General features: G+C 67.8%; 22 protein-coding genes. 13 read left to right on the top strand and 9 right to left on the bottom strand.

Annotated features, from left to right (window positions below):
* Positions 1 to 34: 34 nt before the first annotated feature.
* Genes ACJ4V0_RS17370 through ACJ4V0_RS17360 form a run of 3 tightly spaced genes read left to right on the top strand, consistent with a single transcriptional unit; the run spans position 35 to position 2,761 of the window.
* Entirely contained in the window at positions 35 to 1,069 is a 1,035-nt protein-coding gene (locus ACJ4V0_RS17370; RefSeq protein ID WP_448300861.1) for an ABC transporter substrate-binding protein, read from the top strand.
* 31 nt (positions 1,070 to 1,100) lie between these two features.
* Positions 1,101 to 1,880, top strand: a complete 780-nt coding sequence (locus tag ACJ4V0_RS17365; RefSeq protein WP_448300953.1) for an ABC transporter ATP-binding protein — start codon at positions 1,101 to 1,103, stop codon at positions 1,878 to 1,880.
* On the top strand, positions 1,877 to 2,761 hold the full coding sequence (locus tag ACJ4V0_RS17360; RefSeq protein WP_448300860.1) for an ABC transporter permease: 885 nt from the start codon (positions 1,877 to 1,879) through the stop codon (positions 2,759 to 2,761). The genes ACJ4V0_RS17365 and ACJ4V0_RS17360 overlap by 4 nt, the downstream gene beginning before the upstream one ends.
* A gap of 2 nt (positions 2,762 to 2,763) precedes the next feature.
* Here the strand turns inward: ACJ4V0_RS17360 and ACJ4V0_RS17355 are convergent, their stop codons facing one another.
* On the bottom strand, positions 2,764 to 3,348 hold the full coding sequence (locus ACJ4V0_RS17355) for an NAD(P)H-dependent oxidoreductase (RefSeq protein ID WP_448300859.1): 585 nt from the start codon (positions 3,346 to 3,348) through the stop codon (positions 2,764 to 2,766).
* A 57-nt stretch (positions 3,349 to 3,405) separates the two neighbouring features.
* On the bottom strand, positions 3,406 to 4,773 hold the full coding sequence (locus ACJ4V0_RS17350; RefSeq protein ID WP_448300858.1) for an FAD-binding oxidoreductase: 1,368 nt from the start codon (positions 4,771 to 4,773) through the stop codon (positions 3,406 to 3,408).
* Positions 4,774 to 4,942: 169 nt separating this feature from the next.
* Here ACJ4V0_RS17350 and ACJ4V0_RS17345 point away from each other — a divergent pair, with 169 nt between their 5' ends.
* The gene (locus ACJ4V0_RS17345) at positions 4,943 to 6,613 is read left to right on the top strand and encodes a methyl-accepting chemotaxis protein (RefSeq protein WP_448300857.1); all 1,671 of its coding nucleotides are present in this window, start codon (positions 4,943 to 4,945) and stop codon (positions 6,611 to 6,613) included.
* Positions 6,614 to 6,701: 88 nt separating this feature from the next.
* Here the strand turns inward: ACJ4V0_RS17345 and ACJ4V0_RS17340 are convergent, their stop codons facing one another.
* Positions 6,702 to 7,874 (bottom strand): amidohydrolase/deacetylase family metallohydrolase, encoded by a 1,173-nt coding sequence (locus ACJ4V0_RS17340; protein WP_448300856.1) that lies wholly within the window; start codon positions 7,872 to 7,874, stop codon positions 6,702 to 6,704.
* A 122-nt stretch (positions 7,875 to 7,996) separates the two neighbouring features.
* On the opposite strand from ACJ4V0_RS17340, the gene ACJ4V0_RS17335 reads away from it, so the two are divergent.
* Together ACJ4V0_RS17335 and ACJ4V0_RS17330 are read left to right on the top strand one after the other, a co-directional pair.
* Positions 7,997 to 8,797, top strand: a complete 801-nt coding sequence (locus ACJ4V0_RS17335) for a creatininase family protein (RefSeq protein ID WP_448300855.1) — start codon at positions 7,997 to 7,999, stop codon at positions 8,795 to 8,797.
* A 65-nt stretch (positions 8,798 to 8,862) separates the two neighbouring features.
* The gene (locus ACJ4V0_RS17330) at positions 8,863 to 9,117 is read left to right on the top strand and encodes a hypothetical protein (protein ID WP_448300854.1); all 255 of its coding nucleotides are present in this window, start codon (positions 8,863 to 8,865) and stop codon (positions 9,115 to 9,117) included.
* A gap of 76 nt (positions 9,118 to 9,193) precedes the next feature.
* Here ACJ4V0_RS17330 and ACJ4V0_RS17325 read toward each other — a convergent pair whose 3' ends face one another.
* The 4 genes from ACJ4V0_RS17325 to ACJ4V0_RS17310 form a co-directional block, all read right to left on the bottom strand.
* Positions 9,194 to 10,018 (bottom strand): nitrogen regulation protein NR(II), encoded by an 825-nt coding sequence (locus ACJ4V0_RS17325; RefSeq protein WP_448300853.1) that lies wholly within the window; start codon positions 10,016 to 10,018, stop codon positions 9,194 to 9,196.
* A gap of 128 nt (positions 10,019 to 10,146) precedes the next feature.
* Positions 10,147 to 11,028: a transglutaminase family protein gene (locus ACJ4V0_RS17320; RefSeq protein WP_448300852.1), complete on the bottom strand. Its 882-nt coding sequence runs from the start codon at positions 11,026 to 11,028 to the stop codon at positions 10,147 to 10,149.
* Positions 11,028 to 13,529, bottom strand: a complete 2,502-nt coding sequence (locus ACJ4V0_RS17315) for a circularly permuted type 2 ATP-grasp protein (RefSeq protein ID WP_448300851.1) — start codon at positions 13,527 to 13,529, stop codon at positions 11,028 to 11,030. Before ACJ4V0_RS17315 ends, ACJ4V0_RS17320 begins: the two co-directional genes overlap by 1 nt.
* 7 nt (positions 13,530 to 13,536) lie before the next feature.
* Entirely contained in the window at positions 13,537 to 16,857 is a 3,321-nt protein-coding gene (locus tag ACJ4V0_RS17310; protein WP_448300850.1) for a transglutaminase family protein, read from the bottom strand.
* A gap of 154 nt (positions 16,858 to 17,011) precedes the next feature.
* Here ACJ4V0_RS17310 and ACJ4V0_RS17305 point away from each other — a divergent pair, with 154 nt between their 5' ends.
* The 6 genes from ACJ4V0_RS17305 to phoB all read left to right on the top strand — a co-directional run bounded on the left by ACJ4V0_RS17305 (position 17,012) and on the right by phoB (position 22,978).
* Positions 17,012 to 18,181 carry an acyl-CoA dehydrogenase family protein gene (locus tag ACJ4V0_RS17305; RefSeq protein WP_448300849.1) on the top strand — a complete coding sequence of 390 codons (1,170 nt, stop codon included), beginning with the start codon at positions 17,012 to 17,014 and terminating at the stop codon, positions 18,179 to 18,181.
* 96 nt (positions 18,182 to 18,277) lie between these two features.
* Positions 18,278 to 19,210: a sulfite exporter TauE/SafE family protein gene (locus tag ACJ4V0_RS17300; RefSeq protein WP_448300848.1), complete on the top strand. Its 933-nt coding sequence runs from the start codon at positions 18,278 to 18,280 to the stop codon at positions 19,208 to 19,210.
* Positions 19,207 to 19,968 carry a TIGR02186 family protein gene (locus tag ACJ4V0_RS17295; RefSeq protein WP_448300847.1) on the top strand — a complete coding sequence of 254 codons (762 nt, stop codon included), beginning with the start codon at positions 19,207 to 19,209 and terminating at the stop codon, positions 19,966 to 19,968. Before ACJ4V0_RS17300 ends, ACJ4V0_RS17295 begins: the two co-directional genes overlap by 4 nt.
* A 65-nt stretch (positions 19,969 to 20,033) precedes the next feature.
* On the top strand, positions 20,034 to 21,359 hold the full coding sequence (locus ACJ4V0_RS17290; protein WP_448300846.1) for an ATP-binding protein: 1,326 nt from the start codon (positions 20,034 to 20,036) through the stop codon (positions 21,357 to 21,359).
* A gap of 174 nt (positions 21,360 to 21,533) precedes the next feature.
* The gene (phoU, locus tag ACJ4V0_RS17285; protein ID WP_448300845.1) at positions 21,534 to 22,241 is read left to right on the top strand and encodes a phosphate signaling complex protein PhoU; all 708 of its coding nucleotides are present in this window, start codon (positions 21,534 to 21,536) and stop codon (positions 22,239 to 22,241) included.
* Positions 22,242 to 22,273: 32 nt separating this feature from the next.
* On the top strand, positions 22,274 to 22,978 hold the full coding sequence (phoB, locus tag ACJ4V0_RS17280) for a phosphate regulon transcriptional regulator PhoB (protein ID WP_448300844.1): 705 nt from the start codon (positions 22,274 to 22,276) through the stop codon (positions 22,976 to 22,978).
* Between the two features lie 6 nt (positions 22,979 to 22,984).
* On the opposite strand, the gene ACJ4V0_RS17275 is transcribed toward phoB, so the two are convergent.
* Positions 22,985 to 24,796: an ABC-F family ATP-binding cassette domain-containing protein gene (locus tag ACJ4V0_RS17275; protein ID WP_448300843.1), complete on the bottom strand. Its 1,812-nt coding sequence runs from the start codon at positions 24,794 to 24,796 to the stop codon at positions 22,985 to 22,987.
* 71 nt (positions 24,797 to 24,867) lie between these two features.
* Between ACJ4V0_RS17275 and ACJ4V0_RS17270 the strand changes: the two genes are divergently transcribed.
* The gene (locus ACJ4V0_RS17270; RefSeq protein ID WP_448300842.1) at positions 24,868 to 25,461 is read left to right on the top strand and encodes an NAD(P)H-dependent oxidoreductase; all 594 of its coding nucleotides are present in this window, start codon (positions 24,868 to 24,870) and stop codon (positions 25,459 to 25,461) included.
* Between the two features lie 67 nt (positions 25,462 to 25,528).
* Here the strand turns inward: ACJ4V0_RS17270 and ACJ4V0_RS17265 are convergent, their stop codons facing one another.
* Complete coding sequence (locus ACJ4V0_RS17265; RefSeq protein WP_448300841.1) at positions 25,529 to 26,479, bottom strand: ribose-phosphate pyrophosphokinase; 951 nt, start codon at positions 26,477 to 26,479, stop codon at positions 25,529 to 25,531.
* Between the last annotated feature and the right edge of the window lie 53 nt (positions 26,480 to 26,532).

Below are 26,532 nucleotides of genomic sequence, written 5' to 3'. Positions count from 1 at the left end.
TGGGCCGGAGAGGCCCGCCACAGGAGAGGTCGCCATGTCCGTCACGTCCCCCGCGAATCGCATGACCCGCCGCCGCGCACTGGCGCTCGGCGCGGGTGTCTCCGCCGCCTATCTGATGCGGTCGGACCTCGTCACCGCCCAGGGCCTCGACAAGGTCTCCTACCAGACCAACTGGCGCGCCCAGGCCGAGCATGGCGGCTTCTACCAGGCGGTGGCCGCCGGCATCTACAAGAAGTACGGCATCGAGGCGGACATCCGCATGGGCGGCCCGCAGCAGAACCCCTCGCAGCTGCTGCTCGGCGGCCGCGTCGACATGATCATGTCGAATTCCTTCGAGGCCATCCGCTACGTGCAGGAGAACCTGCCGTTCCTCTGCATCGGCTCGATCTTCCAGAAGGACCCGCAGGTCATCATCTGCCATCCGGGCGTCGGCAACGACAGCTTCCCGCAGCTGAAGGGCAAAACCATCCTGGTCGGTGTCGGCGGACGCACCTCGTTCTGGCCCTATCTCAAGGCCCGCTTCGGCTTCACCGACGAGCAGGTGCGTCCCTACACCTTCAACATGGCGCCGTTCCTCGCCGACAAGAACATCTGCCAGCAGGGCTTCCTGTCGTCCGAGCCCTTCGCCATCGAGCAGCAGGGCGGGGTGAAGCCGCTCGTCCATCTCATCGCCGATTCCGGCTTCGCCAATTACAACACAACCTTCAACATCTCGCGGAAGATGGTGGACGAGCGCACCGACGTGGTGCAGCGCTTCGTCACCGCCTCGCTGGAGGGCTGGGCCGAATACATGAAGGGCGGGCCGGCGGTCGCCGAGGCCAACAAGCTGATCATGCGCGACAACCCGGACATGGATCAGAAGAAGATCGACTATGCCGTCAAGGTGATGACCGAGAACGGCATCGTCATGTCGGGAGACGCGACCACCCTCGGCATCGGCGCCATGACCGACGCCCGCTGGCAGACCTTCTACACCCAGATGCGCGACGCCGGCGTCTTCCCCGCCGGCATCGATGTGGAGAAGGCCTACGACCTGCGCTTCATCAACAAGGGCGTGGGCAAGGCCTGAGGTGAGCGTGGCGGCAATCCAGGAGCAGCCGATGACGACGGGCGGCAAGCCGCTCGTCGCCATCCGTCATGTCTCGAAGCAGTTCGCGAACGGCACCATCGCCGTCCGCGACGTCAATCTGGACCTGGCGGCCGGCGAGTTCGTCAGCCTGCTGGGGCCGTCTGGCTGCGGCAAATCGACCCTTTTGCGCATGATCGCCGGGCTCGGCGATCCGAGCGTCGGCACCATCGACTGGGCGACCATGAGCCACGACGCCTGGGGGCGGCCGGCGCGCGAACTCGGCTTCGTCTTTCAGGACCCGACGCTGATGCCCTGGGCGACGGCGCTCGACAACGTCATCCTGCCGCTCAGACTCCTCGGCACGAACCGCGGCGAGGCCGATGCGCGCGGCGCCGAGATGCTCGCCCTCGTCGGTCTCAAGGGCTTCGAGGCGAGCTATCCGCGCGAATTGTCCGGCGGCATGAAGATGCGCGTCTCCATCGCCCGCGCGCTGGTGACGCATCCGAAGATACTCCTGATGGACGAGCCATTCGCTGCGCTCGACGAGATCACCCGCCACAAGCTCAACGATGATCTCCTGCGCCTGTGGGAGACGAACCGCTTCACCGCCGTCTTCGTCACCCATTCGGTGTTCGAGAGCGTCTATCTCTCACAGCGCATCGTCGTGATGGCAGCGCGTCCGGGCCGGGTGATGGCGGACCTCAGGGTGGAGGCGCCCTATCCGCGCGATGACCTGTTCCGCACCTCGGCGGACTACGCCCACTGGTGCCGGATCGCATCCGAGAAGCTGAAGGAGGCGATCTCCGCATGACCGACGCGACGCTTCCTCCGGGCTCCGTTCCCCATGACGGCACCGATGCCGAGGCCCGCCCGATCTTCCGCGAGGATCGGAAGGTTCTCGGCATCTCCACCGAGGCCTGGCCCGGCATCCTCGCGCCGCTCGCCATCGGCGTCATCGCGCTGGGGGCCTGGGAGTTCATCGTCTGGTGGCGCGAGATCCCCTCGTTCATCCTGCCGGGCCCCTGGCTGATCGCCAAGACCCTGGTCGCCGACTGGGCCACGCTCTCCGCCTCGCTCTGGGTAACGCTGCGCATCACCGCCGCCGCTCTCATCGCCGCGGTGTCGCTCGGCGTCGGCCTCGCGGTGCTGTTCACCCAGTCGAAATGGCTGGAGAAGTCACTCTTTCCCTACGCGGTGATCCTGCAGGTGACGCCGGTCGTCTCGATCGCGCCGCTGATCATCATCTGGGTCGGCGACATCAACCTGTCGCTGCTGATCTGCGCCTGGATCGTCGCCTTCTTCCCGATCCTCTCCAACACGATCCTCGGGCTGAACTCGGCCGACCACAACCTGCGCAACCTGTTCGAGCTCTACGGGGCCTCGCGCTGGCAGACGCTGCGCTTCCTGCGCCTGCCGGCGGCGCTGCCCTATTTTCTCGGCGGCCTGAAGATCTCCGGCGGCCTCGCGCTCATCGGCGCGGTGGTGGCGGAGTTCGTGGCGGGATCGGGCGGCTCGGCCTCGGGGCTCGCCTATCGCATCCTTGAAGCCGGCTACCAGCTCAAGATCCCGCGCATGTTCGCGGCGCTGATCATGATCTCCATGTCGGGCATCGCCATCTTCCTGACGATCAGTTGGGTCTCTCACCTGCTGCTGCGCCGCTGGCACGAGAGCGCGCTGAAGCGGGAGAATTGAGGCTACACCCCCGCCATCGCCGCCTTCACCTTCGCGATGAAGCCGGCGCGCTTCTCCGCGCTGGCAACGTTGAGGTGATAGAGCGCGAGGTAGCGGCGACGCGCCTTCCAGCCGGTGAACCACCACAGGTAGCGCGTGACGATCTTCTTCGGCGGATCGCCCATATAGAACGCATACCAGAACGGCCGGCCATAGGTGACGATGCCGGTGATGGAGCGGATGTGGCCGAGGAGGGGCTTCACCGCGGCGGGGTCGGAAATGTCGAAGCCGACGCCGGGCATGAACATGCGGTCGAAGAAGCCTTTCAGCATGGCCGGCGGGCCGAAGCTCCAGGTCGGGAACTGCACCACCAGAGCCTCGGCTGCCCGGATGCGGGCGATGAACGGCTCAAGCCCCTGCTGGTTGACGCTCTCGTCGTGATAGCGCCGCCGCCCGTCCTCCGACAGCACGGGATCGAACCCCTCCGCGTAGAGGTCGAGCAGGTCGACCTCGTGGCCGGCCGCGCTCAGGGCGGCGAGGGCCTCTGTGCGGATCGCGGCATGGAAGCTCTCGGGGAGGGGGTGGCAGTAGAGGTAGAGAACGCGCATGGGGTGGGCCTGCTGAAGGAAGGGCGACTGCGACGGGCAAGTCCCGTGCCTCTCGCCTCAGCGAACGGGGACGTAGCTCTCCATCTTGCCGGGATTGAGAAGGCCCATGGGGTCCACCTCCGCCTTGAAGCCGAGTTGGTCGGCCTCCGCGCGTTTGTGGCGCGAGCCGCCCTCCAGGCCGAACACATGCGGATTGGCGACCATGACCCCATGCTCCTCGTGCAGGCGGATGATCTCGAAAAGCCGCTCCGGCGTCGTGTAGCGGACGACTGGCAGCGCTGAGCATGTCAGCTTGCCGCCGAAGCGGATGAACTCGAGATGCGGCAGCACTTCGCCGTCGAACAGGGCCGCCATCCGGTGGACACTCTCGTCGAGCCGGTCGTGAGGATAGAGGAGCTGCAGGTAGGTGACGGAGCGGTCGGTCTTCAGCCACTGCAGCGTCGTGTGGTTCCAGGCATATTCGTAGAGCGGGGTCTCCGTCGGCCCCTCCCGCGACGGCTCGCGGTAGGTGATGGTGCCGCGCCCGCCGAGGATCGCCTCGAAGCTCTCCATGAAAGGCTCGGCAATCATGCAGATGAGGATGGCCTTGCCGTCCGGACAGACCTCCTTGAGGGCCGAGAAATGGCCGGGGATCGGCCAGGCGATGGGCGTCACCAGCTTCTTCACGACGCCATCGGCATGGGCGACCGCCTTGCCGGCCTCGAAGGCCTCCTGGAAGGTGCCGAAAGCCGCGATGACGTCGATCCACGTCCAGGCGGGGGCCGTCGGCATCTCGAGTTCCGTGATGATGCCGGTGGTGCCGTAGGCCCGGTTCACCTTCTGCGCCGCGTCCTGCCTCAGTTCGAGGATGCGGGGCTCTTCCTCCACGGTGACGATCCGCGCGGCGAGGATGTTGCCGGGCTCGCGCAAGCCGCCATAGGCGACCGATCCGACGCCGCCCGATCCGCCGGCGACGAAGCCGCCGATGGTCGCCGTGCGCTTGGTCGAGGGGTGCATGCGCAGTTCGTAGCCGTTCGGCCGCGTCTCCTGGTCGAGGGCCAGGATATTGGTGCCGGCCCTGACGCGCACCGATCCCGGCTTCTGCCAGAGGACGCCGGTCATCTCGGTCATGTCGAGGAGGACACCGCCGGCGAGCGGCATGGCCTGCCCGTAGTTGCCGGTGCCGCCGGCGCGCACGGTGATGGGGATCCTGAGCTTCGCGCAGGCCGCGGCCGTCCTGACCACGTCGGCTTCGTCGCGCGGCCTGACGATGATGTCGGCGGAAACACTCTTCAGCTGCTCGGCGAGGATGGGCGAGTACCAAAAGAAATCGCGCGAGCGGCGGCGAACGATCACCGGTTCGCGTTCGGTCGGGATGTCGCCGAGGAGCAGCGAGAGTGCAGGGAGGTCGATCGGGGCCCTGGCGAGGGACGGCGTATGGGTCATGGGGACTGCGAACCTTTCGCGGCCATCATCGTGACCCGCGCGCAGGGGCGCAAGCTCGCCCGGGATCCCGGCCACGGGCAAGCCGGCAAGAACAGGGACCGGTCGTGATTAAAGGAATCCAAACTTTTTCACGAGAAGTTGCTGTTGAACGGAAACTCGGAGACATCCATTGAAGATCAAGACGAGGCTCTTTTCGATCGTCGGTGGCCTCACGGCCGCTTCGCTGGTGGTGGGGGCCGTGGCTGCCTACGGATTCCAGCGGTATCAGTTGGCCATCGAGGAGAATCAGCGCAACGCCCGCGTGACGCAACTCGCCGAGCAGGCGAACGGCCTCATCTATGCGGTCGTCATGGAGTCGCGCGGCATCTACATGTCGGCGCAGAAGCCCGCTCTGGAGCGCTTCGCCGCCAATCAGGACAAGGAACTCGCCAAGCTGCGCACCGTGGTGACGGAGTGGGCCGGTCTTGCCCGCCCTGAGGACGTCGCGGTTCGCGATCGCCTGCTGGAGCAGGCCGAGGCCTTCATCAAGCTGCGCAACGACCTTTCCGCGGCCGGGCGCGCGCAGGGCAACGAGGCGGCGCGGGTGATCGGCGACAACGAATCCAATCGCACCACGCGCCAGAAGCTGAACGCCGAGATGTCGGCCTTCGCAGCCGCCAATGCGCGGCGGGTGGAGGCTCTGGCGGTCCGGATCGAGGAGATGAAGGGCAGTCTCTCCTGGCTGATCGGCGCAACGGTCGGTCTGGCTCTGCTCGCCGGCCTGATGGCCTTCTGGACCATCCTGTCGGGCGTGACGCGTCCGCTCGGCCGCCTTACCGGCGCCGTGGACGCCGTCGCCGAAGGGCGCACGGACGTCGAGGTCAGCGATACCGAGCGCAAGGATGAAATCGGCGGCCTGGCGCGCTCCGTGCTCGTCTTCCGCGACAATGTCCGCGAGGTCGAGCGCCTGAAGATGACCGAGGCGGAGCGCGAAGCCGGGATGCGCGAGCAGCGCAGCCGCGAGATGGCGGCGCTCGCCGATGAATTCTCCGGCACCGTCCAGGCAGTGGTCGCGACGGTCACCAAGTCCGCCGACGCCATCGTCGGCAATGCCTCCCGCGTCGGCGACGTCGCCCGCAACGTCACCGACCTCGGCCAGACCGTGGCCGCGACCTCGGCCAGCGCGACGCAGAGCGTGGAAAGCGCCGCCACCTCGGCGCAGGAACTCGCCTCATCGATCGGCGAGATCTCCAGCCGGACGGCGCAGGCCCAGCAGATCGCAGCTTCCGCGGTGGATCAGGCGACGCGCACCGGCGAGATCGTCGGCACGCTCGTCACCTCGACCCAGAAGATCGGCGACGTGGTCAACCTGATCAACGCCATCGCCGCGCAGACCAATCTCCTCGCCCTCAACGCGACCATCGAGGCGGCCCGCGCCGGCGAGGCGGGCAAGGGCTTCGCTGTCGTCGCGACCGAGGTGAAGAGCCTCGCCGCCCAGACATCCAAGGCTACGGAAGAGATCGCCGCCCAGATCGGCGCGGTCCAGTCCGTCACCGGCGACGCGGTAGCGGCGATCGAGGCGATCAACAAGACGATCGGCGAGATCAATTCGGTGTCGTTCTCGATCATGGCGGCGGTCGAGGAGCAGTCGGCCGTCACCAACGGCATTGCCGGCTCCGTCTCGGACGCGGCCCAGGGCACGCGGACGGTGGAGAGCGACATCGACCGCGTCACCCGCGCCGCCGCCGAGACGGACGAGGCCGCGACCGCCATGACGCAGGCGGCCCGCGAACTCCAGGATGGATCGGTGAAGCTGGACGGAGCAGTGGCCGCCTTCCTCGGCCGCATCCGCGCGGCCTGACGACCCCGCCTTCGGCAAGGTCGCTTCCCGAACGAGAAAAGCCCGGCCTTGCAGCCGGGCTTTTCGATTCGCATCCGGTCGATGGCCGTCAGGCCACCGCGAGCTTGCGGAACTTGTTCGAGCGCTTCGGGTGCCACCATTTGCCGGCGACGACAGTGCCCTCGGAGACGATCTTCTTGTCGCCGATCAGGTGCTCGCCGACCACGTCGACATAGTCGAACTTGCCCTCCCTGATGGAGAGGATGGTGGCATCGCCCGCCGATCCGGGCTTCAGGCTGCCCAGTTCGGGCCGCTTCAGCGCCATGGCGGCATTGACCGTCGATGCCGCGATGACGCGGTCGAGCGGCATGCCGAGGCAGAGGAACTTCGACAGGGTGGTCACCTGGTCGAAGGCCGGCCCCTCGATGCAGAGCGTGTGGACGTCGGAGGAGATGACGTCGGGCTCGAAGCCGTTCGCCAGCATGTTGCGCGTCGTCTTGAACGCGAACGAGCCCTTGCCGTGGCCGATGTCGAAGATGACGCCCTTCTTGCGGGCAGCGACGACCTCGGGCTTCACCGCGCCCTGGGCGGTGACCGGCGCATTGGGGAAGGGGCGGAAGGCGTGGGTGAGGACGTCGCCCGGGCGCAGCCGGCCGATGACATGCTCGTAGGACGGCGGCGGATGGTCGATATGGGCCATCAGCGGCATGCCGACCTCGTTCGCCACCTGCAGGGCCATGTCGAGGGCGGCCTCGCCGTTCATGCCGGAGGCATGCAGGCCGACGCGCACCTTGATGCCGACGATGAGGTCGCGGTTCTCGTCCGCCACCTTGACGCAGTCGACCGGATTGAGATGCATGATCTCGCGGCTCTCGCCGACCATGACCCGCTTGTCGAAGCCGTAGATGCCGGCATGGCTGACATGGAGATAGGCGAGGATGCGGACCTGGCTCTTCTCGATGACGTGCTTGCGGAAGCCCATCCAGTTGCCGGGGCCGGCCGAACCGGTGTCGATGGCGGTGGTGACGCCGGAGGTGCGGCAGAACTCCTCGGCGTCGATGCCGAGCGAGGTGCCGCCCCAGTAGACGTGGGTGTGCAGGTCGATGAGCCCGGGCGTGACGATGTAGCCGGACACGTCGCGGATCTCGGTCTTCGGGCCGGGTTTCAGGTCCTTGCCGACGGCCGCGACCTTGCCCCCGGTGAAAGCGACGTCACGCACCCCGTCGATCTTCTGCGAGGGGTCGATCACGCGCCCGCCGCGCAGGATCAGGTCGTAGGTCATCGAATGCTCCGCTTGCTGGAAAGTCCGGACCGGTGCATTGCTCGGCCCTTGTGCGGCGCGCACATTGCGCGCGGGAAGGCGGCTTGCCAACAGCCGTGACATGACCTTTGCGGAGACCTCCCATGCCGGCGCGCTATTGGGGCGACCTGAAGACAACGGACTTCGACCGGCTCGATCCGGCGACCACTATCGCGGTCCTGCCGCTGGCGGCCATCGAGCAGCACGGCCCGCATCTGCCGGTCTCCACCGACACCTCCATCATGCAGGGCATGATCGACACGGCCTTTCCCCTCGTCGGGCCGGACGTGACGGCGCTGTTCCTGCCCATCGAGGCGGTCGCCAAGTCGAACGAACATCTGCATTCCAGGGGCACGCTGACCCTCTCTGCGGAGACCGTCCTCCGGGGCTGGGTCGAGATTGGCGAGAGCGTGAAGCGCGCCGGCATCGACAAGATCGCGCTGCTGACCTCGCATGGCGGCAATCTCGACCCGATGCGCGTGGTGGCGCGCGAACTGCGCATCCGCTTCCGCCAACTCGCCGTGGTGACGAGCTGGACCGCCTTCGGCCGCCCGCCCGGCCTCTACGGCGACCTCGACATCAAGCACGGCATCCACGGCGGCGACGTGGAGACCTCGCTGATGCTGCATTTCCGGCCAGACCTCGTCGACATGTCGGAGGCGAAGCTGTTCGAGCCGGTCATGGTGTCGATGGAGACGGAGTTCACCTATCTGCGCCCCACCGTGAATCATGCCTTCGGCTGGATGGCGCAGGACATCCATCCAGACGGTGCCGCAGGCGACGCCTCGCTGGCGACGGCCGAGAAGGGGCGGGCGACAGCCGCCTTCCAGGCGGGCGAATTCGTCAAGCTGCTCGACGACATGGCGCGGTTCGATATCGGACGGCTCTACCACCCGACGGCGTGACGTCGCTGTTGATCTCGCGGCCCGGTCCGGGCCACGCTCATGCACGGATATCGACGGAGGACGGCATGCACACTGTGATCGTGATCGGAGCCGGCCTGGTTCTCCTGGCCGTCACGACACTTGCCGTCCGCATGTTCGGGGCCGACGGCTGGATGATCCCGAAGATCGTGCTTCCGCTGTGGCTGCTGGCCTCGCTGGTCAACATGTGGGTGGGTGTCACCCGGGCGGGTTATTCCGTGGCGGTCGAGACGCCCATCCTGCTCGTCGTGTTCGGCATCCCGGCGGCGCTGGCGATCTTCGTCGGCTGGAAGTTCTCCTGAAGGCGCAGCCTTCGCTCAAGCCCAGCATCAGCTGGCGTCACCGCCATAGCGCCATGATGCCGCGACCGCGCCGACCCTATTCGACGAGGTCGTCGACGTCGGGCCGGCGCAGGTCGAAGGCGAAGACGCGCGTCACGGCGTCCGGCGTACGGCCCTCGAGGCTGAAGCAGCGCCAGTGGACGTCGCGCATCTGGCCGTGGCGGAAGGCCACCACGGAATGCCCATGCAGGGTCTCGGCCGAGGCGAGCGCGCCGCGCACGATGCTGACCAGTTTCGGCGAGATCAGCTCGGCCAGGTCATAGACATTGCGGCGGACGACCTGGCGCCGCTCGGTGACCTGCCCGAACTTCAGGAAGGCCGGATTGCAGTTGAAGACTGTTCCGTCGCGGGCCAGCACCAGCGTGCAACTGGGCGAGTGCATCAGGAACGCGTCAAGGTTGGCGACGAGATGGCCGATCTGGTCTTCCTGTTGATGTTCCCTCTCTGTATCGCGATACAAGCCCGCGAGGATCGGTCGCCCGCTGATCCATCGGAGAACGCAGACCGACTCGATCTGGCTGTTCGCATGGTCCCGGTCGTCGAAGGAGAAGATGTCGGGGCCGGCGGCCCCGGTATCGATGGCCGTCTTGATGTGGGTGCGAAACTTGGCGGCGTCGGCGTCGCCGGCCTGTCCCAAGAGGGCGGAAAGCGTGCCGGTGATCGCGACGACGCGGCCGTTCGGATCGACCGTCTCCCATCTCACCCGTTCGCTCTTCAGATCGATCGACCAGGAGTGGATGCCGAGCCGCGACAGAAGCTCGCTGTGCCTCGGCGCCAGCGGCGCGTCGCCGGGAGCGAGCGGCGGGCTCGCAATGTCGGACCGCTGGATGTCGGCGGGTCCCGTCGAGAGATGCAGGGACATGGGCGCACCCTTTCCTGCGATGAAGTCTAGTTTCGATGATTAAACCATTCGAGAAAAAACAATGAAAACAATTCGCTAACGCCAGTATCAGTGGCGCGGCCGGTCATCGCGCGGAGAGATGGCGCGGCTCACGCGCCCAGCGGCTTGACGTCGACCGCCACCGCGATGTCGTGGTCGCCGGAGGCGATGACGACGCCGCCGTTCGGCGCGACGTCGACGAAGTCGCGGCCGATGGCGAGAACGATGTGGTCCTCGCCGACGATGAGACCGTTGGTCGGGTCGAACCCCCACCAGCCGAGCGCCGCGCCGCACCACACGGAAACCCAGGCATGGGTCGCGTCGGCGCCCTCGAGGCGCTCCTTGCCGGCCGGCGGGATGGTGCGCAGGAAGCCGGAGACATAGGCCGCCGGCAGGCCGAGCCCGCGCAGGCCGGAGATCATGATGTGGGTGAAGTCCTGGCAGACGCCCTTGCGCATGGCGAAGGCCTTCGCGGCAGGCGTGGAGGTGTCGGTCTCGCCGGGGGCATAGTCGAAATCGGCCTGGATGCGGCGGGCGAGGTCGAGCGCCGCCTCGATGATCGGGCGGCCGGGCGGAAAGGACGCGCTGGCATAGGCGCGGATCGCCGGGTCACGCGGAACATAGGTCGAGGGGAAGAGGGCGTGGACGGGCGAGTGCGGCGACATGTCGGCGCTGGCGAAGGCGGTCTCGCGGACGCGCTCCCAGGGCGGGTCCATGCCGGGCAGGGGGCGGCTGCGGCCTTCGACGGTGATGCGGGCGCTCATCTCGATCTTGAGTTCGCGATGCGGCCGGTCGAGGTCGAGGAAGATGCGGTTGTTGCCGAAGAAGTCGATGTCGTCGCGCCGCCCGGACGGTTCCGGCGAGATGGCAAGGCGGCACGATTCGACGCTCTGTCCCGGACGGTCCACCGGCACGATGCGCAGCACGTGCTGAGCGAACACCACGGGCCGGGCGTAATGGTAGTCGGTCACCTGGCGGACGTCGTAGATCATCAGAACAGCTCATTTGCGGCGGCGCCGAGGGGCCGTGCGCCGTCGCGATGCGTGAAATAGCGTTCGGAAATCTCGTCGGAGACGGCCGAGAGCCGCTGTTCGATGGCGAGGATGTGGCGCGCGTCGAGCGAATGCGCATCGGCGGTCTGCAGATCGACCCGCGCGCGTGCGATCAGCTTTTCCGGAACGTTGAGACGGCCGTCGGCGACATGATCCGGCAGGTGGGCGAGATGGTCGGCGAGGCGCTCGACCTGGAAGGCGACCGAGCGCGGATTGTTCGGGTCGAGAATGACGAGGTCGAGGACGGGCGCGCGCGCGGCGATCATGACGTAGCGGCGGCGGTAGGTGATCTGGCTGTCGGCGAGGCCTAGCAGCAGGTCGAACCCGGCCGTTCCCGCCTTGGCGTCGGCGAAGGTGCGGGCGAAGCGGCAGACGGCGAGCGCCCGCTCGATCCGCTTGCCGATCTTCATGAAGCGCCAGCCGATGAGCTGGTTCATGTTCTCCTGGGTCAGGCCGGAGAACACGGCCGCGAGCCTGAGCCCGGCTTCGATGCGGTCGAAGGCGCCGACCTCCGGCTTGTTGCCCCTGTCCGCGAGGTGAACCATGTCGTTGATCGTCTTCCAGGCATCCGGCGAGAACCGGTCGCGGATGACCGAGGCCGCATTGAGGGCCGATCGCGACAGCGACAGGAGCCCGCCGGACGATGGCCCGTGCAGGGCAATGCCGGCAATGGCCTGGGGATCGCCGATGCTGCGCTCCTTGGGCAACGCCTCCCAGGCGGTGAGCAGTTCCACCAGCCGCTTGACGACCTCGGCGCTCATGGCCTCGCCGCTGCCGACCTGGTCGCCGAGAGCCCGCAGCAGGCGAAGGGTCTGTTCGGCGCGCTCCATGTAGCGGGCGAGCCAGAACAGGTTGTCCGCGGCCCGGCTCGGCAGCGAGGCCGTCGCCCGCCGGAGCTCGATCTTGTCCGGCGTCGGCAGGAGGGTCGTCTCCTCGACGGGGCCGTCGGAGAGGACGCAGACATCGGCCGAACTGCCGTCGCGCTGCATGGTGACGGCGCGGGCGTCGATCCGGTCGCCGATGCGGCAGAGCCCGCCGGGCATGACCTCCCAGTGGTCGCCGATCTTGGCGAGGAACAAGCGCAGAATGAACGGCCGGGGTTCGAGATAGCCGTCGCGCCACACCGGCATGGTGGAGAGCTGCACCACCTCCTGGGCGACGAAGTCCGAGCCCCGGACGCGGATTTCCTCCGACAGCCTGAGCCGCGCCTCGGCGGACAGGCTGGAGGCGAGCACAGCTCCCTCCGGCAGCAGGCCGGGGATGGACTGGCTGAAGGCCGGGGCGATGACGAAGGATTCGAGGTCGGCAATGACCGCCCCGCGCTCGATCGGCTGGCCGCACCACCAGGTGGCGACGTGGGGGATGGCGAGATCCCGGCCGTTCCGCGCCTGGGCGATGGTCGGCAGGAAGGCGAGGAGCGAGCGGGATTCGACGACGCCGGAGCCGAGGGCATTGGCGAGCGTCACCTTGCCGGCGCGGATCGCGTGGACGAGGCCGGCGACGCCGAGCCGCGAGCGGGGATTGAGTTCGAGCGGATCGGCGAAATCCGCATCCAGCCGCCGCCAGACCATCTCGAGCTTCTTCAGGCCCGACACCGTGCGGACGTAGAGCGTGTCGTCGCGCACCGTCAGGTCGGCGCCCTCGGCCAGCAGGAAGCCGAGATAGCGGGCGAGGAAGGCATGCTCGAAATAGGTCTCGTTGAGAGGCCCCGGCGTCAGAACCGCGACGCGCGAGTCGGTCGCACCCGCATGGGCCGAGAATTCGGAGCGGAGGTCCTGGAAGAAGCCGGCGAGCCGCTCGACGGGGAGCGAGCGGTAGATCTCCGGGAGCGAGCGCGCCATGGCGAGGCGGTTCTGCAAGGCATAGCCGGCACCGGACGGGGCCTGGGCGCGGTCGCCGAGCACCCACCAGCGCCCGTCGGGCCCGCGACCGACATCGACGGCATAGTAGAGGAGATGGTTGCCGCCTTTGGGCTTGGCGCCCACCATCGGGCGCAGGTAGTCCTGTGCGCCGGCGATCGCCGCGCCGGGAAGCAGTCCGTCACGCACCAGGTCTCCCGGTCCGAACAGGTCCTTCAGGACCCATTCGAGCAGTTCCGCCCTTTCGCGCAGGCCTTCCGACAGGGCGCGCCACTCGTCAGGCGCGATGACCAGAGGCACATGGGCGAGGGGCCAGGTCTTCTCGCGGTTCTGCGTGTCGTCATAGACGCGATAATAGACGCCGGAATCGCGGAGGTAGCGGTCGGCGCCGGAAAAACGCTTCTCGAGTTCGCGCGGGCCGAGATCGGCCAGAGTGGCGAGGAAGGGACGCCAGTGCGGGCGGACCTCGCCGCGCTCGTCGAGGATCTCGTCATAGAGGCCGGGCACCGGCTCGTACCGGCCCAGCATCGCCAGCATCCGCTCGGCGCGGTTGTCGATGGATCGTTGTCCCCGGTGAGTCATGGGACCTTCAATGCACCGGTGGGCGCCGCAGGTCGAGGGTTGCGGGGAATTCTCCGGAATGTTCTGCGCGGGGCGGGTCGATGAGGCCGGGCGTGTGGCCGTGATCCTGGAAGCGGGCGCGCCGCCGCGCTTCGGCCTCATAGGCATTGACCGGGAAGGTATCGTAGCTGCGCCCGCCGGGATGGGCGACGTGATAGACGCAGCCGCCCATCGACCGCCGGCTCCAGCTGTCGACGAGATCGAAGGTCAGCGGCGCCTGGACCGGAATGGTCGGGTGCAGTCCGGACGGGGGCTGCCAGGCCTTGAACCGGACGCCGCCGACGAACTCGCCGCTGCGTCCCGTCGCGGTCAGCGGCACGGGACGGCCGTTGCAGGTGACGGTGTGGCGCTCGGGCTGGAGACCCATGAGCCGGACCTGAAGCCGCTCCACCGAGGAATCGACGAAGCGCACGGTGCCGCCGATGGCGCCTTCCTCCCCGAGCACATGCCAGGGTTCCAGCGCCTGCCGGATCTCCATCCGGACGCCGGCATGATCGACCTGGCCGGCCAGCGGGAAGCGGAACTCGAACTGCGCCTCGAACCAGGCGGGATCGAAGGCATAGCCGGCCCGGCCGAGGTCGCCGAGAACGCCGAGAAAATCCTCCCAGACGAAATGCGGCAGCATGAAGCGGTCGTGCAGGGCCGTGCCCCAACGCACCAGCGGCCCGTCCAGCGGTGTGCGCCAGAACGTCGCGATGAGGGCGCGGATGAGCAACTGCTGGGCGAGGCTCATGCGCGCGTCCGGCGGCATCTCGAAGCCGCGGAACTCGACGAGGCCGAGGCGGCCCGAGGGACTGTCCGGCGAGAACAGCTTGTCGATGCACAATTCCGTGCGGTGCGTATTGCCGGAGGAATCGACCAGCAGGTTGCGGAACAGCCGGTCCACGAGCCAGGGGGCGGGGGCCACGCCCGCGCCGGGCTTCGGCACCATGGCCATGGCGATCTCCAGCTCATACAGCCCGTCGTGCCGCGCCTCGTCGACGCGCGGCGCCTGGCTGGTTGGGCCGATGAACAGTCCGGAGAAGAGGTAGGAGAGCGAGGGGTGGCGCTGCCAATAGAGCACGAGGCTCTTCAGGAGGTCCGGGCGCCGCAGGAAGGGGCTGTCGGCGGGCCTCGCGCCGCCGACCACGACATGGTTGCCGCCGCCAGTGCCGACATGGCGGCCGTCGACCATGAACTTTTCGGTGCCGAGACGGGCGAGGCGCGCTTCCTCGTAGAGACCTTGCGTGATCGCGACGCATTCGCGCCAGGAGGCGGCCGGATGGACGTTGACCTCGATCACGCCGGGGTCGGGCGTCACCTTGATGACGTTGAGGCGCGGGTCGGTCGGCGGCGCATAGCCCTCGACATGGACGGTCAGCCCCAGCTCCCTGGCAGTGGCCTCGGTCGCAGCGAGCAGTTCCAGATAGTCCTCCAGCCGCTCGGTCGGCGGCATGAAGACGCAGAGCTTGCCGTCGCGCGGCTCCACGGCCAGCGCCGTGCGCACCGAATTGTCTTCGGTCAGGACCTGCTCGACCTGCTCGGTGCGCTCCGCGTCCCGCTCGCGCTCGACCGAGACGCGCTGGGTGATCCGCCCCTCGATATCCTGCGGATCGGGCAGGTCGGTGGGCACCGTCCAGGGATCGGCGGCGACGACATAGGGATAGGAGGCCGGCGGCACATAGGGCAGGGAGCCCAGCGGCAGGCGGTAGCCGACGGGGCTGTCGCCGGGAACGAGGAAGAGCTTCTCGCGCTTCAGCTTCCATTTCTCCGTCATCCAGTTGGATTTCGCCGGAGCGGCGTTCCAGCGCTGGATCGGCAGGACGAAGCCGGAAGGGTGTGTCAGGCCGCGCTCGAAGACGCGGGCGATGCGGGCGCGGGCCTCGGCGTCCTCGAGCTTGGAATCGAGCGCGTCGACATTGACCGGAAGCTCGGCCTCCTTGATCCCCCAGTGCGCCGGGTCCTCATAGGCCGGCAGGGCGGCGTCTCCATCGAGCCCGAGCTTCTCGGCGATGCCGGAGGCGAGCGCCCCTGCGCCGTCGATGGTCGCCGGGACCGGCGCCTCCTCGCGGGCGATGAGGGTCTCGTCCTTCCAGATCGGCTTGCCGTCGCGGCGCCAGTAGAGCGCGAAGGTCCAGCGCGGCAGGCTCTCGCCCGGATACCATTTGCCCTGGCCGTAGTGCAGGAAGCCACCGGGCGCGAAGCTGTCGCGCAGGCGGCGGATGAGTTCGTCGGCGCGGGCCCGCTTGGTGGGGCCGACAGCCCCCGTGTTCCACTCCTCGCCCTCATAGTCGTCGATGGAGATGAAGGTCGGCTCGCCTCCCATGGTGAGGCGCACGTCGCCGGCTGAGAGGTCGGCATCGACCTTGTCGCCAAGGGCGTCGAGCCGCTGCCAGGCCTCGTCGGAGAAGGGCGCGGTGACGCGCGGCCGCTCATCGACGCGGTCGACGCGCATGTCGAAGGCGAAGCTCACCTCCGCCGGATCGACGGCGCCCGAAATGGGGGCGGCCGAGCGGTAGTGCGGCGTCGCGGCCAGGGGAATATGTCCCTCGCCGCAGAGCAGGCCGGAGGTCGGGTCGAGACCGATCCAGCCGGCGCCGGGAATGTAGATCTCGGTCCAGGCGTGCAGGTCGGTGAAGTCCTTGTCGGTGCCGGCGGGTCCGTCGAGAGCCTTGAGGTCCGGCTTCAGCTGGATGAGGTAGCCGGAGACGAAACGGGCAGCGAGGCCGAGGCGCCGCGCGATCTGGACCAGCAGCCAGGCCGAATCGCGACACGATCCGGAGGCGTTCTCCAGCGTCTCGTCCGGCGTCTGCACGCCGGGCTCCATGCGGACGATGTAGCGGATCTCCTGCTGCAGGCGCTGGTTCAGGGCGACGAGGAAGTCGATCGTCTGGGTCGGGCCGCGGGGAACCGCCGCCAGATAGCGCTCGAAGGGCTCGCCGGCCGCCTCGGTGATCAGATAGGGCGCAAGCTCCTCGGCCAGGGCGGGTGCATAGGCGAAGGGATAGCTGTCGGCATAGCTCTCGATGAAGAAGTCGAAGGGGTTGACCACCGCCATGTCGGCGATGAGGTCGACGGTGATCGAGAACTCCGTCGACTTCTCCGGAAAGACGAACCGGGCCAGCCAGTTGCCGTGCGGGTCCTGCTGCCAGTTCACGAAATGCTGCTCGGGAACCACCTTCAGGGAATAGCTCTGGATCGCCGTGCGACTGTGGGGCGCCGGCCGCAGCCGGATCACCTGCGGGCCGAGGGTGACCGGGCGATCGTAGAGATAGCGCGTGACGTGGTGCAGCTTTGCGAGAATGGCCATGGCTACGATGGGTAAAGGGTGAAACGCGGCGGGTCAAAGGCGCCGTCGCACGAGGCGCCACCCGGCCAAGCAAACATTGCGCCGCCGCCCTTCGAGCGACGGACTTTCCAGCCATGGCGAAGCGACCCATAACGTGCATCGCTGGAGAACCGACATGCCGCTGACGATCCCGACCGCCCACGACCATTCCGACCTGCGCGAGGCCGTCCGCGATCTGTGCGGCCGCTACGACGACGCCTACTGGCGCCGCGTCGACGAGGAACGGGGCTATCCGGAGGCCTTTACGGAAGAACTCACCAGGGCCGGCTGGCTGGCGGCGCTGATTCCCACCGAATATGGCGGCTCGGGCCTCGGACTGACGGAGGCCTCCATCATCATGGAGGAGATCAACCGCTCGGGGGGCAATTCCGGTGCCGTCCACGGCCAGATGTACAACATGGGCACCATCCTGCGTGGCGGCTCCGATGAGCAGAAGGCGCGCTATCTGCCCAAGATCGCGGCGGGCGAACTCAGGCTCCAGACCATGGCGGTGACCGAGCCGACCACCGGCACCGACACCACCAGGCTGAAGACGACGGCGGTGAGGACGGGCGACCGCTATGTCGTCAACGGTCAGAAGGTGTGGACGAGCCGTGTCCAGCATTCCGACCTGATGGTGCTGCTGGCCCGCACCACGCCGCTCGACCAGGTAGCGAAGAAGTCCGACGGCCTGTCGGTCTTCCTCGTCGACCTGCGCGAGGCGATCGGCAATGGCATGACCGTCCGGCCGATCCGCAACATGGTCAACCACGAGACCAACGAGGTCTTCTTCGACGATCTGGAGATCCCGGCCGAGAACCTGATCGGGCAGGAGGGCAAGGGCTTCAAGACGATCCTGTCGGGGCTCAATGCCGAGCGCACGCTGATTGCGGCGGAATGCATCGGCGACGGCTACTGGTTCATCGACCGCGCGAAGAAGTACGGCAGCGAGCGGATCGTGTTCGACCGGCCGATCGCGAAGAACCAGGGCATCCAGTTCCCCATCGCCCGGGCCTATGTGAACATCCGGGCCGCGGATCTCATGCGCTTCCAGGCGGCGGCGCTCTGCGATGCGGGCGACGAGTTCGGCGCCGAGGCCAACATGGCCAAGCTTCTCGCCGCCGACGCCTCGTTCGAGGCGGCGAACGCCTGCATCCAGACCCATGGCGGCTTCGGCTTTGCCGCCGACTACGACGTCGAGCGCAAGTTCCGGGAGACGCGGCTTTATCAGGTGGCGCCGATCTCCACGAACCTCATCCTCGCCTATGTCGGCGAGCATGTGCTGGGAATGCCGCGCTCATACTAGCCCCGCGCGGAAGGGGTACGGATTTTCCGGCAAAGGCCTTGACGCGACGGAGTTTTTCCGGCCTTCGATGGTTGCACACCCTGACCGGGGATCTCCGTGCAGCTTTACCTCCCGATCGCCGAATTGCCCGTCAACATGCTCCTCATTCTGGGCATGGGGCTCGCGATCGGCTTCATCTCCGGGATGTTCGGGGTCGGTGGCGGATTCCTGCTGACGCCCTTGCTGATCTTCATCGGCATTCCCCCTGCCATCGCCGTCGCCTCCGTCTCCGGCCAGATCGCGGCGTCGTCGCTGTCGGGGACGCTCAGCTACTGGCGCAAGAACGCGGTCGACGCCAAGCTCGTCGGGGTTCTGTTGATCGGCAGCGGCGTCGGAACCGCCGGCGGCGTCGCCGCCTTCTCCCTGCTCCGGCGGGAGGGCCAGCTCGATCTCTTCATCGCCCTGTCGTACGTGACGCTGCTCAGCGGCATCGGCCTGCTGATGGTGGTGGAGAGCAGCCGCGCCATCGCCCGCGCGCGATCCGGTGAACCGCCGAAGCTTCTCCCCGCGCGCGACCGGCGGATCGCCTCCGGGCTTCCCTTCGTCATGCATTTTCCGAAGTCCCGCATCACCGTCTCCGCCATTCCGGTGGTCGCCATCGGCCTCGGCATCGGCTTCCTCGGCTCGATGATGGGCATCGGCGGGGGCTTCCTTCTGGTGCCGGCGCTGATCTACCTGCTGCGCGTCTCGACCGCGGTGGTCATCGGCACGTCGAGCCTGCAGACGCTCGTGACCATGCTGATGGCGGTGGTCTTCCACGCTGCCACCAACGCCACCGTCGACGTGGTCCTGGCCCTGCTCCTGATGATCGGCGGCGTCGTCGGGGCGCAGTTCGGCGCGCGCACATCGCTGGCGCTGAAGGGGGAGGAATTGCGCCTGCTGCTCGGTCTGGTCGTGCTCGCGGTCGGCATGCGGTTCTTCATCGACCTGGTGGCGCGACCGGACGACCCGTTCTCCAACACCATCATGGAATGGGTGGTGCGGGCATGAGGCGGATCATCCTCGTCCTCGCGCTGCTGATCGTCGCCCCGGCTGCCTTCGCCGAGACGATGATCACGTCGCTCTCGACGCACCGGCTGCAGATCACCTCCAGCTTCATCGGCTCGCAGATCGTCCTGTTCGGGGCGATCGAACGCGATGCGCAGACCATCTCGCGCGCCGGCGGCTATGATCTGGCCGTCGTCGTGCGGGGACCCCGGGCCATGGTCGTGACCCGCCAGAAGACCCGTTTCTTCGGCATCTGGGTGAACACCGACGCGCGCGAGTTCGTCGAGGTGCCGAGCTTCTATGCCCTGCTCGCGAACAAGCCGGCGGCCGAACTCGCCGACCTCGAACTGCGCAGCCGCCAGCAGATCGGCGTCGACGCGATCACGGCGATCACGCCGCGCCTCGGCACCAATCCCTCCGCGACCCCCGCCTTCCGCGAGGCCTTCCTGCGCATCAACCGGGCCAAGGGCCTCTATCGGGAGAACCCGACGGGCGTCACCTTCCTCACCCCGAACCTGTTCCGCGCCAACATTCCGGTGGTGCCGAACACGCCGGTCGGAAACTTCGACGTCGACATCTTCCTGATGTCGGGCGGCGTTGTGCTGGCCCGCGAGAGTACCAATTTCGAGGTCACCAAGACCGGCTTCGAGGCCTTCATCGCCAATGCAGCCCGCGATCACGGCATCCTCTACGGACTGGCCGCCGCCATGCTGGCGCTGTTCACCGGCTGGGCCGCCAGCGTCGTGTTTCGTCGTGACTGATCCCCGCGGTCACAGAGCCGTCTCGACGACGTGTCAGGGACCGGGCCTGGAAGAGGGGTGCGCGCATGGCCGATGACATCCGGCAGAGCTGGACCGAAGGCTGGGCCGGGCGCTGGTTTCTCTATGCCTGCGGTGCGGTGCTGGCCATCGCGCTGATGACGGCGGGGTCGCTCCCCTGGCCCTATGCGGCCGGCGCGGGGGCGGCGCTCGCCCTTGCAGGCCTCGTGGTCCGCCGCCGGCCCCGGACCGCGGCGCCGCTGGACAGCGAATTGCTGGCCCGGCGCGCCGCGAGGCTGACCGATCTGACGGTCGAGGGTCTGATGGCCTCGCTGCCGGTTCCGGCGATCCTGCTCGATCCCAAGCTCACGGTGCGGACGTTCAACGGCCGTGCGGCCGATCTCGTGCCCGGCCTCCGGCGCGGCGAGCCCCTGACGCTGTCGCTCCGCGCTCCCGATGTCATCGAGACCGTGCGCCGGGCGCTCGCAAGCAACCTGCCGCAGACCGTCGACTATGCCGAGCGCGTGCCTGTCGCCCGCTGGTTCAGCGTCGAGGCGGCCCCGGTGGCGGTGACCTCCGAGGCGCGGGACGGGAGCCGTCCGGACTTCGTTCTCCTGTCGCTGCGCGACCTCACGGAGGAGCGACGGCTGGAGCGCCTGCGCGCCGATTTCGTCGCCAATGCCAGCCACGAGTTGCGCACGCCGCTGGCCTCGGTGGTCGGCTTCATCGAGACGATCCAGGGCCCGGCGCGCAACGACGTGCAGGCGCGCGAGAAGTTCCTCGAGATCATGCTGGCGCAGGCCCGCCGCATGTCGCGCCTCATCGACGATCTCCTGTCGCTGTCGCGGGTCGAGCTCAACGAACATGTGCGGCCCGTCGGGATCGTCGATCTCGTCCCGTTGCTCGCGCATGTGCGCGACACGCTCGGGCCCTACGCGCGCGGGCAGGATGTCGAGGTGGAGATCCGCAGTTCCATGCCCGTGCTGTCGGTGAACGGCGATCAGGACGAGCTCATCCGGCTGTTCGAGAACCTCGTGCAGAACGCGATCAAGTACGGCGCGGAGGGCAAGCGGGTCGACATCCTGATCGACCGCGAGGCTCGCGAGGGGCGGCGCGACGACGCCGTCGTGGCGATCCGCGATCATGGTCCCGGCATTCCGGCGGAGCATCTGCCGCGGCTCACCGAGCGCTTCTATCGTGCCGATGTGGCGTCGAGCCGGGAGAAGGGCGGAACCGGCCTCGGGCTCGCTCTCGTCAAGCACATCCTCAACCGGCATCGCGGCCGGCTGTCCATCGAGAGCGTGCCGGGCCAGGGCGCGATCTTCACGGTCAGGATCGAGGTGGCCGAGCCCGCCGACGGTGATGCAGGCACGGCATCCAACCCTCCCGCCTGATACCGCCAACAGCCGCCCTTCCAGGGGCCTGATCCGGTCTGAGTTGTCGCAACAGTGACAAGTGTTTGAATCGGGACGATATTCCGTGTCATCGATACGTCACGCGACGGGCATAGAACCGTCGCGGGCAAGGACTATCCAACGAGTCCCACCCGCCGTTTGCAGGAGCCTGGCATGACCGAACATACCGTGAGCGCATTCGAGAACGAGCTCAAGGGCCTGGCTCAGCGCATCGCCGAGATGGGCGGACTTTCCGAGCGGCAGATCGCCAGTTCCATCGACGCGCTGATCCGCAGCGACATGGACCTGGCGCACCGGGTGCGCGAGGCCGATGTGCAGATCGATGCCCTTCACCGCGAGATCGAGGAGACTGGCATCCTCATCATCGCCAAGCGCCAGCCGATGGCGATCGACCTCCGCGAGGTCGTCGGCGCCCTGCGGATTGCGAGCGACCTTGAGCGTATCGCCGATCTCGCCAAGAACATCGCCAAGCGCGTCATCGTCATGAACGGCGCGCTGTCGCTGCCGAAGGTCTCGGGCGGTTTCGACGCCATGGCGCGCCTGGCCCTCGAGCGCGTCAAGCAGGTGCTCGACGCCTATTCGCAGCGCGATGTGGCGGCGGCGCTGGAGGTCTGGAAGGCCGACGGCGACGTCGACGCCCTGTACAATTCGCTGTTCCGCGAACTGCTCACCTACATGATGGAGGATCCGCGCAACATCGGGTCCTGCACCCATCTGCTGTTCTGCGCCAAGAACCTTGAGCGGATCGGCGACCACGCCACCAACATCGCCGAGACCGTCTACTACATGGTCAACGGCGTGACGCTCACCGACGAGCGGCCGAAGCTCGACACGACGACCATGGTGTCCGTCGGGTCCTGACGGTTGCCGCGGGCAGAACCGGAAAGAATGCCATGACCGCACGCATCATGGTCGTCGAGGACGAGGAAGCGATCACCGTCCTCCTGCGCTACAATCTTGAGGCCGAGGGCTATCGCGTCGAGGTCGTCGGGCGCGGCGACGAGGCCGAGGTCAGGCTGCGCGAGGTCGTCCCGGACCTGGTTCTCCTTGACTGGATGCTTCCGGGCCTGTCGGGCATCGAACTGTGCCGCCGCATCCGCCTGCGCCCCGAGACCGAGCGCCTTCCCGTGATCATGCTGACGGCGCGCGGCGAGGAGGGCGAGCGGGTGCGGGGGCTCGCCACCGGTGCCGACGACTATGTCGTGAAGCCCTTCTCGGTGCCCGAACTGCTCGCCCGCGTCAGGGCGCTGCTGCGGCGGGCGAAGCCCGAGCATCTGTCCAGCCTGCTGAAATCCGGCGATATCGAACTCGACCGCGAGACGCGGCGTGTCCATCGCGCCGGCCGGGAGATCAATCTCGGACCGACCGAGTTTCGCCTGCTTGAGTTCCTCATGCAGTCGCCCGGCCGCGTCTATACGCGCGAACAGCTTCTGGACGGGGTGTGGGGCCGCGACGTCTATATCGACGAGCGCACCGTGGACGTACATATCGGCCGCCTGCGCAAGGCGGTGAAGCGGGGACGGGAGACTGATCCGATCCGCACCGTGCGCGGCTCGGGCTATTCCTTCAACGAGCGGTTCGCCGGGGTCGCGGCCTGACCGGCGTCACGCCTCGAGGCTTTCCTTCAGCAGTTCCAGTTCCAGCCAGCGATCCTCGGCGGCGGACAGTTCGCCCTGCGCCCGGGTGAGGGCGGCGGACGCCCTGTCGAAGGCGGCGCGGTCGCGCGCATAGAGCGCCGCATCGGAGAGGATCGCCTGCAGCTTGGCGATGTCACGGCCGAGCGCCTCCATGCGCCCCGGCAGGCTGTCGAGATCGTGCTTGTCCTTGAACGACAGCTTGCGCCTTGCGGCATCCGGCGCCCGGTCGCTCCGTTCCACCGCCGGGGTCCCGGGCCTTGCCGTCTTTTCGACGGTCCGCGCCGTCACGCCGGCGCCGCGCTGGGTGATCATGTCGGAATAGCCACCGGCATATTCGATCCAGCGGCCGGAGCCCTCGCTGACCAGAACCGAGGTGCAGACGCGGTCGAGAAAGTCGCGGTCGTGCGACACCAGGATCACGGTGCCGGGGAAGTCCGTGAGCATCTCCTGCAAGAGGTCGAGTGTTTCGAGGTCGAGGTCGTTGGTCGGCTCGTCGAGGACAAGGACATTGGCAGGGCTCGCGAGCGCCCGCGCCAGCAGCAGGCGGCCCCGCTCGCCGCCGGAAAGGACGCCGACAGGTGTGCCCTTCTGCTCGGGGGAGAACAGGAAGTCCTTCATGTAGCCGATCACGTGGCGGTTCTCGCCGTTGATCGTCACGTAGTCGCCGCGCCCGCGCGTGAGCGCCTCGGTGAGCGGCGTCGCGGGATCGAGCGCCTCGCGCTTCTGGTCGAGCGTCGCCATGGCGAGGTTTGTGCCGAGCACGATGGAGCCACTGTCAGGGGGCAGCGTCCCGGTCAGCATCTGCACAAGCGTCGTCTTGCCGGCGCCATTGGGGCCGACGATGCCGAGGCGGTCGCCGCGCAGGATGCGGATCGTCAGGTTGTCGACGATGGCGCGGTCGCCGAAGTGCTTGGAAATGCCGACCGCCTCGACAACGCGCTTCCCGGACACGTCGGCCTCGCTGACCGTCATCGCGACATTGCCCACGGCCTTGCGGTGCTCGCGGAAATCCTTGCGCAGGGCGTGCAGGTTGCCGAGGCGGCGGACGTTGCGCTTGCGCCGGGCCGAGACGCCATAGCGCAGCCAGTGCTCCTCACGGACGATCTGCCGGTCGAGCTTGTGCTGCTCCTTCTCTTCCTGCTCCAGCACCTCGTCGCGCCAGGCCTCGAAATGGGCGAAGCCCTTGTCGAGGCGCCGCGTCGTGCCGCGGTCGAGCCAGACGGTGGCGCGCGACAGCGTCTCGAGGAAGCGGCGGTCATGGCTGATCATGACGATGGCCGAGGACAGGCGCCGCAGCGTCTTCTCCAGCCATTCGATCGCCGGGAGGTCGAGGTGGTTGGTGGGCTCGTCGAGGATGAGGATGTCGGGTTCCGGCGCGATGGCATGCGCCAGCGCGGCGCGCTTGGCTTCTCCGCCGGACAGCGAGGCCGTGCCTTCCTCGCCGGTGAGGCCGAGGTCCTCCAGCAGCAGGCGTGCGCGATGGGCGTCGTCTCCGGGCCCAAGACCGCTCTCGACATAGGCGAGCGTGGTCGGGAAGGCGCTCAGGTCCGGTTCCTGCAGCAGATAGCGGATCGTCGCGCCGGGCTGGGCGAAGCGCGTCCCGGAATCGGCCTCGACGAGGCCCGCCGCGATCTTCAGCAGCGTCGACTTGCCGGAGCCGTTGCGACCGACGAGCGCGAGCCGGTCACCGGCGTCGACCGACAGATTGGCGCCGGTCAACAGCGGCGTGCCGCCGAAGGTCAGCTTGATGTCTTGCAGTTGAAGGAGCGGTGGAGCCATGCCGCGCCGTCTAGCATCCCGGCGGGCGGATGTGCACCCTGACAGCCGACGATTCTGTGCCGAGACCGTTCATGCGCATGCTGGTGATCTACTGCCATCCCTGTCCGGAGAGCTTCACCGCGGCGATCCGCGACCGGGCGCTGGAGGCGTTGGCCTCGGCCGGCCACGAGGTCCGGCTGATCGATCTCCACGCCGAGGGCTTCGACCCGGTCATGAGGTCGGACGAGCGGCGCGCCTATCACACCGCCGGACTGAACGAGGCGCCCGTCGCCGGCCATCTCGACCATCTGCGCTGGTGCGAGGGCCTGCTCTTCGTCTATCCGACCTGGTGGTACGGCCTGCCGGCCATGCTCAAGGGCTGGCTCGACCGTGTCTGGATCCCGCACGCGACCTTCACCATGCCCGACGGCGGCAAGCCGATCGGCCGGGTGCTGACGAACATCCGCTTCGTGGGGGCCGTTTCGACGCTGGGCTCGCCCTGGTGGTGGTGGCGGCTGGTGATGTCGGAGCCGGGGCGGCGGACGCTGCTCAGGGGCTTGCGGCCGCTGGTCGCGCCGCGCTGCCGCACGCTGTGGCTGGCGCTGCACCGGATGGATTCGGCCAGTGCCGACCAGCGGCAGGCCTTCCTCGACCGGGTGCGGCGGCGGGTCGCGACGATCCGCTAGAGCCTGTCCAGGCGAAGCGGTGACCGGTTCGCGTGACGACAATGCGTCTGCGTTAGAACAAAGCGCCTCAGTCGAACAGGCTCGACACGCTTTCCTCGCTCGCGGTGCGGGCGATGGCCTCGCCGATGAGGCTCGCGACGGAGAGGGTGCGGATGTTGCGGGCGACGCGCACGGCCTCGGTCGGCTGGATGGAATCGGTGATCACCAGTTCCTTCAGCTTGGAGGAGGTGATGCGCGACACCGCGCCGCCCGAGAGCACGCCGTGGGTGATATAGGCGGAGACGTCCTTGGCGCCGCGGGCCAGCAGCGCCTCGGCGGCATTCACCAGGGTGCCGCCGGAATCGACGATGTCGTCGACCAGGATGCAGCTCTTGCCCTCGACGTCGCCGATGACGTTCATCACCTCGCTCTCGCCGGGGCGCTCGCGGCGCTTGTCGACGATGGCGAGGAGGGCGTCGATGCGCTTGGCCAACGCGCGGGCGCGCACGACGCCGCCGACGTCCGGCGAGACGACCATGACGTCCTGGATGCTGCGGGTCTCGCGGATGTCCTTGGCGAGCAGCGGAGCTGCGAAGAGATTGTCGGTCGGGATGTCGAAGAAGCCCTGGATCTGCCCGGCATGGAGATCGAGCGTCATGACGCGGTCGGCGCCGGCGCGGGTGATGAGGTTCGCCACCAGCTTGGCGGAGATCGGCGTGCGCGAGCCGGAGCGGCGGTCCTGGCGGGCATAGCCGAAATAGGGGATCACCGCGGTGATGCGCTTGGCCGAGGACCGGCGCAGCGCGTCACAGATGATCAGCAGTTCCATCAGGTGGTCGTTGGTCGGGAACGAGGTCGACTGGACGATATAGACGTCCTCGCCGCGCACGTTCTCCTGGATCTCGACGAAGATCTCCATGTCGGCGAAGCGACGGACCGAAGCCTTGGCCGGCGGCGTGCCGAGATAGGCGCCGATCGCGTCCGCGAGCGGTCGGTTGGAATTGCCGGAAACGATCTTGATCCCGGGTTTTCGCGACATCGTGTGGGTCTCGGCGGAGCGACGGAGCGCCCTCATAGCAACCGAACCCCCGC

The organism is Phreatobacter aquiterrae (genome assembly GCF_053471285.1).
This window is presented reverse-complemented; position numbering and strand designations above follow the sequence as displayed.

Excerpts from the sequence above, each read along its gene's own strand:
- ACJ4V0_RS17360 (WP_448300860.1), top strand. The coding sequence starts at position 1,877 with ATGACCGACGCGACGCTTCCTCCGGGCTCCGTTCCCCATGACGGCACC.
- ACJ4V0_RS17265 (WP_448300841.1), bottom strand. The coding sequence starts at position 26,479 with ATGTCGCGAAAACCCGGGATCAAGATCGTTTCCGGCAATTCCAACCGA.
- ACJ4V0_RS17315 (WP_448300851.1), bottom strand. The coding sequence starts at position 13,529 with ATGACTCACCGGGGACAACGATCCATCGACAACCGCGCCGAGCGGATG.
- ACJ4V0_RS17310 (WP_448300850.1), bottom strand. The coding sequence starts at position 16,857 with ATGGCCATTCTCGCAAAGCTGCACCACGTCACGCGCTATCTCTACGAT.
- ACJ4V0_RS17350 (WP_448300858.1), bottom strand. The coding sequence starts at position 4,773 with ATGACCCATACGCCGTCCCTCGCCAGGGCCCCGATCGACCTCCCTGCA.
- ACJ4V0_RS17320 (WP_448300852.1), bottom strand. The coding sequence starts at position 11,028 with ATGATCTACGACGTCCGCCAGGTGACCGACTACCATTACGCCCGGCCC.
- ACJ4V0_RS17270 (WP_448300842.1), top strand. The coding sequence starts at position 24,868 with ATGCGCATGCTGGTGATCTACTGCCATCCCTGTCCGGAGAGCTTCACC.
- phoB (WP_448300844.1), top strand. The coding sequence starts at position 22,274 with ATGACCGCACGCATCATGGTCGTCGAGGACGAGGAAGCGATCACCGTC.
- phoU (WP_448300845.1), top strand. The coding sequence starts at position 21,534 with ATGACCGAACATACCGTGAGCGCATTCGAGAACGAGCTCAAGGGCCTG.
- ACJ4V0_RS17340 (WP_448300856.1), bottom strand. The coding sequence starts at position 7,874 with ATGACCTACGACCTGATCCTGCGCGGCGGGCGCGTGATCGACCCCTCG.
- ACJ4V0_RS17370 (WP_448300861.1), top strand. The coding sequence starts at position 35 with ATGTCCGTCACGTCCCCCGCGAATCGCATGACCCGCCGCCGCGCACTG.
- ACJ4V0_RS17305 (WP_448300849.1), top strand. The coding sequence starts at position 17,012 with ATGCCGCTGACGATCCCGACCGCCCACGACCATTCCGACCTGCGCGAG.
- ACJ4V0_RS17355 (WP_448300859.1), bottom strand. The coding sequence starts at position 3,348 with ATGCGCGTTCTCTACCTCTACTGCCACCCCCTCCCCGAGAGCTTCCAT.
- ACJ4V0_RS17330 (WP_448300854.1), top strand. The coding sequence starts at position 8,863 with ATGCACACTGTGATCGTGATCGGAGCCGGCCTGGTTCTCCTGGCCGTC.
- ACJ4V0_RS17290 (WP_448300846.1), top strand. The coding sequence starts at position 20,034 with ATGGCCGATGACATCCGGCAGAGCTGGACCGAAGGCTGGGCCGGGCGC.
- ACJ4V0_RS17365 (WP_448300953.1), top strand. The coding sequence starts at position 1,101 with ATGACGACGGGCGGCAAGCCGCTCGTCGCCATCCGTCATGTCTCGAAG.
- ACJ4V0_RS17335 (WP_448300855.1), top strand. The coding sequence starts at position 7,997 with ATGCCGGCGCGCTATTGGGGCGACCTGAAGACAACGGACTTCGACCGG.
- ACJ4V0_RS17275 (WP_448300843.1), bottom strand. The coding sequence starts at position 24,796 with ATGGCTCCACCGCTCCTTCAACTGCAAGACATCAAGCTGACCTTCGGC.
- ACJ4V0_RS17325 (WP_448300853.1), bottom strand. The coding sequence starts at position 10,018 with ATGTCCCTGCATCTCTCGACGGGACCCGCCGACATCCAGCGGTCCGAC.
- ACJ4V0_RS17295 (WP_448300847.1), top strand. The coding sequence starts at position 19,207 with ATGAGGCGGATCATCCTCGTCCTCGCGCTGCTGATCGTCGCCCCGGCT.